Origin of the sequence: Methylobacter svalbardensis, from assembly GCF_037671525.1 — a bacterium.
GTDB classification, from domain to species: domain Bacteria; phylum Pseudomonadota; class Gammaproteobacteria; order Methylococcales; family Methylomonadaceae; genus Methylobacter_A; species Methylobacter_A svalbardensis.
In genome coordinates, this window is record NZ_JAWPOH010000123.1 from 1 (window position 1) to 4863 (window position 4863).

Annotated in this window: 4 protein-coding genes; 3 read left to right on the forward strand and 1 reads right to left on the reverse strand. The window is 47.8% G+C overall.

The features are described 5' to 3' along the window. Positions 1-267: 267 nt before the first annotated feature. Complete coding sequence (locus RW114_RS19845; RefSeq protein ID WP_340124470.1) at positions 268-1698, forward strand: aldehyde dehydrogenase family protein; 1431 nt, start codon at positions 268-270, stop codon at positions 1696-1698. An 89-nt stretch (positions 1699-1787) separates the two neighbouring features. Here the strand turns inward: RW114_RS19845 and RW114_RS19850 are convergent, their stop codons facing one another. Next, positions 1788-2033: a septal ring lytic transglycosylase RlpA family protein gene (locus tag RW114_RS19850; RefSeq protein ID WP_340124471.1), complete on the reverse strand. Its 246-nt coding sequence runs from the start codon at positions 2031-2033 to the stop codon at positions 1788-1790. Between the two features lie 976 nt (positions 2034-3009). On the opposite strand from RW114_RS19850, the gene RW114_RS19855 reads away from it, so the two are divergent. Both RW114_RS19855 and RW114_RS19860 read left to right on the forward strand, forming a co-directional pair. Continuing rightward, positions 3010-4059, forward strand: a complete 1050-nt coding sequence (locus tag RW114_RS19855) for a permease (RefSeq protein ID WP_340124472.1) — start codon at positions 3010-3012, stop codon at positions 4057-4059. 200 nt (positions 4060-4259) lie between these two features. Next, a complete protein-coding gene (locus RW114_RS19860; RefSeq protein ID WP_340124473.1) occupies positions 4260-4658 on the forward strand; it encodes a hypothetical protein in 399 nt (132 codons plus the stop codon). Positions 4659-4863 lie beyond the last annotated feature (205 nt).

A 4863-nucleotide genomic window follows, 5' to 3' on the forward strand; every position in this document is an offset into this window, starting at 1 on the left:
GGTCAGTAACATCCCCGTTAAACAAAATCCTAGCCAAGTCTTTTGTAGGTGCGTCAGCCTGGCATTGGACTTTAGCTTTCCCAGGGCTGCATCTAAATCAGTGACAAACGATTTTATAAAGTGTGCCGGCTCGTACATCAACATGGTGTTGAAATACGTGGCAGTTTACACTGATTAGCTTACCCGTTTTCCGGCTGTATTTCTAAGCTTAAAAACTTGAACATCGAGTATTAGCTGTCATAAGGCTTAAACAAAGGAGAAATCACTATGCATTTTCAAATACAGGTTCCTAATGCACATCCGGCGGGTATCCTCGAAGTTTTCTCGCCTTATGACGGCAAACAAGTCGGTTCTGTCGAAACCGTTGACGCAGCCGGTGTCGAACAGGCATTACAAAATATGACTACGGTTTTTAGTGATCGTCAGTCCTGGCTACCGGCACATGAGCGCATCGCTATTCTGGAACGTACCGCACGACTCATGCAGGAACGCGCTGAACAGTTAATCGCACTCGCCATTGCTGAAGGGGGCAAGCCTTATCAAGATACCAAGATTGAACTAATGCGGGCCATAGCAGGCATACAAAACTGTATTGACTGTATCCGTACCGAACACGGTTCGGAAATCCCCATGCAACTTAACTTAGCCTCGATGAACCGTTTGGCCTTTACGCATCGAGAACCTATCGGGCCTGTGGTTGCCGTGAGCGCCTTTAATCATCCGTTAAATTTAATTGTGCATCAGGTAGGCCCGGCCATTGCCAGCGGTTGCCCGGTCATTATCAAACCCGCCAGGGAAACACCGCTGTCAGCTTTTGCACTGGTTGGAATTATTCATGAGGCCGGTTTACCTAAAGCGTGGTGTCAGCCGGTGGTTACCGAAGATACGGCCGTTGCCGAGCAATTAGTAACCGATAAGCGCGTTGCCTTTTTCAGTTTTATCGGCAGCGCCAAAGTTGGCTGGATGCTGCGTTCGAAACTGGCGCCGGGTACCCGCTGTGTTCTGGAACATGGCGGGGCCGCACCTGTCATCGTGGCCGAAGACGCTAATCTCGATAACATATTGCCGCTATTGGCAAAAGGCGGTTTTTATCATGCCGGACAGGTCTGCGTCTCTGTGCAGCGTGTTTATGGGCATCGTTCGATTGTCCAGGCAGTTGCAGAGCGATTAGCCTCGTTGGCGGAAAACATGACAGTAGGCGATCCCTCCAGCGACAAAACCGATGTCGGCCCGATGATTCGTCACCGCGAAGTCGACCGGATCGAAACGTGGGTTAATGAAGCCTTGCAGGAAAAAGCGACGCTCATGGCCGGCGGCAAGCGCTTATCAAATGCGCTTTATCAACCCACTGTGTTATTAAATCCCTCGGAACACAGCAAGGTCAGCCGACAGGAAATTTTCGGCCCGGTAATCTGCGTCTACGATTACGACCAAATTGATGATGCGATCAATCGGGCTAATTCCCTGCCGTATGCCTTTCAGGCAGCAGTCGCTACACAAAACATCGATACGGCCCTCTATGCCTATAAACATCTGGCGGCATCCGCTGTCATGATCAATGATCACACCGCCTTCCGGGTCGACTGGATGCCCTTTGCAGGATTGCGCGAATCCGGATATGGTAAGGGCGGTATCCCTTATACTTATCGGGATATGCAAATTGAAAAAATGGCAGTTTTTCATTCGCCAGCGATTTAAATCAAGGACAACCGCTTACCTTTTGGATACTTTTCTTTTTAAAAGTTTTTTTTTGGGAGATTTTCTTTTTGACGGCTTTAGTTACGATTTTAACCTTGGTCGTGCCTTTTTTTTTCCATGCCCAGTTTTTTAGCGGCTGCGCGTGAAAGATCGATAACGCGACCTTTTACAAAAGGGCCGCGATCATTGATTTTGACCCCGGCTTTCTTATGTTTCTCAAGATTGATTACTTCGACCTTTGTTCCCAGAGGCAGGCTTGGATGGGCAGCTGTCATCTTTTTGGTATCGAAAATCTCGCCGCTGGCGGTCTCCTGACCTTGAAATCTCGGGGCCATACCAAGACGCTTGGCCGATCTCAATATAGAGGGGCAGGGTTACAGCGCTTTCTTTACTTTCTTCCTTGCGCACCATTTGTTCATGTTGTTCGCTTGATCGTTCCAAAGCCCAGACAGCAAGCACCAGCATGAAATCAATGGGGTCGAAATCAATGGAAATCAATCCGACCCCATTGATTGCGACCCCATTGATTGCGACCCCATTGATTGCAGAGTTTATGCAGAACATAACAACAAAATAGAAAATATGAAGCGGCGAGCGGATTAGATGAAGAAGATTTTAGTAAGGAATATGTACGAAATAACTTGGGCAAGGCGCCAATAGCCGGAGTGCAGGCTCCGCCTGCCAGCGCAAGCACCAAAAGTAGGCGCTTTACGACTGCAAAGGCAGATATTTTGCTCCATGCAAAATCTGCATTCCCCACATCCCTGTGGGTTATGCAGGAGGTGGGTAGAAAACTGCTCCATGCCTTTACATGACTGGAAAGCTGCTTTGAATCGGTTTAGTATTCAATTTGACGATCGAATGCCGAACCATTAATAAACTCCGTTTACACAAAATTCAGGACACCCTCCTATCGGGCAACGAAATAACTGTTTCAATTCGCCGTTTCCGTCTTACCACCTATCACTTTGCTTAAATAGCACGTCATACCGGCATGGACTGCCGGTATCCACGACTGCAAGGATGCAGGAGGTAAAGCAATGCATGGAGCAATTGCCGAGGACACATGGATGTGATCAGGGTCTTGCCATCCCTGGCTTCTGGATTCCGGCACAAATCTGTCTGGAACAGATTTGCATTAACCCGAAGGGCGTCAGGCAGGATAGCCTGACGTGAATCCCTGCCGGAACGACGTATTGGACATTCTCGTTAAACTGATAGGTGTTATGCGTTTCCGTGCGTTCAGCCAATAGCTTATAATTTCGAGCCATAATCATAATTGCGAACACTGCCTTAAGCGAAGGATTTTCCATGCAAGTCAGAATGAACGAAAAACGCCTATTTCCTTTTGCCGGTACGATGATTTTTACCCTCGTGGCCATTGCCGGATTCGCCTATGTTAAATGGATGCCCTATTACGCTAAGGCCTTCCTCGCCCAGAGTCATCATTTCATCGGCGACTCGATTCTTTCGGGGAATTCCGTCTCTGCTCCGCCTGTATCATGGAACGCGGCTGTGGACTACGCCATAGACTATAGCAAGGCAATCTGGAAGGCGCTTCTTCTAGGACTCATTCTGGGTTCCGGCATCAAGGTGCTTCTGCCGACGCAGTGGGTGAGCGCGGCGCTTGGCAGGCTAGGTTTCAAGAGCGTCGCACTAGGTAGCCTTTTTGCCATTCCCTGCATGATGTGCACCTGTTGCGCTGCCCCCGTGGCTGTCGGCATGCGTCAAAGCCGCGCATCGGTTGGCAGTGTGGTGTCTTGGTGGATATCAAACCCGGTGCTGAATCCTGCGACTCTGGTATTCATGGGGTTCGTGCTGGGGTGGGGGTGGGCTCTGTTCAGGGTTGTGTTAGGCATTGCCATGGTGCTTGGGGTTGCTTATTTAGCAGAGCGTTATGGCGACCAGCGTGAAGCTGTTTCGCTCGAACAGGGTTTGTCGCCTGAGGCTGAGGCCTTAAAAGGCAGCCTTTTGACACGCTGGGGCCAGGAATTCATGGCCCTCGCGATCAAACTCTTACCCGAGTATCTTATTCTCGTACTTCTGCTTGGAGCCGCAAGGGCTTGGCTTTTCCCGGTGCTTGGTGCTCATGATGGGATATTCTGGATCGTTGCAATGGCGGTAGCGGGTACGCTGTTCGTCATACCCACGGCTGGAGAGGTACCCATTGTGCAGGCAATGTTCGCTTTGGGTATGGGCGCGGGCCCTGCTGGGGCGCTCATTATGACGCTGCCGGCTGTTAGCCTGCCTTCGCTGGCCATGCTCAGCCGCACCTTTAGTTTGCGGACCCGTCTCGTGATTGTGGTCGGCGTTGTGCTTTCAGGCATTGCCGGCGGACTTATAGCGATGATCGTATTTTAACGTGAAAGAACCCACAGACTTAACAACGCAACTTCCGAGTGGCCGTCGTGGGTCGAGTGCCGACCGTCGCGAATAGCAGCAATGTGCCAACTGCGGACGCTCAGATGAATTAATACACCGCCCTTTACGAACTAAAAGTGCTGCCTGGAGAATGGTACGCAATGCATAGCCTTATAACTTCAGTTTAATTTTACAAATGCATGACACCAGAAAAACTTAATAAGAATCTTGAACTGCTTCGAAAAAAAATAACAAGAAAACCAGAAAGATATGATCCAAACACAGAATTCGCTTTCAAATTTTCTGATACCTTTTCTAAATATACTAGAAATAGCTGGGTACACGTAATATTGTCATTAAGTGAGATGTTGCTAATATTTAAGTGGCCTTTTCCTGCATATATTCTTGAGTTTTCAAACACTAGATTGGTGAAATACAAATCATATTTAACTTTATTTATTATTTTATTTTTAATAAAAATAAAGGATTTTCTTATTTCATTTAATCTTCCATTCATACCACGACCACCTCATCCATCGCATTCTCCTGAAGAACCTATCAATGATTTAAGGCTTAAAAAAAGGCTATGTCATCGTTAACTATGGAATTTTTTATTTCTTTTTCATAAAATAAGCCATGTAGGTTTTCAATTGGAGATCATCATGAAAAACGCCGAGTTTTTTCAATTAATTACTGCAATCCGTGAATTAGATCATCACCAGCGCAAACTGCTGAACGCTGCCTTAAATCAACTATCCGACGAACCCAAAGTCCTCGAATTGATTGAGTCCTGCTTTGATGCTA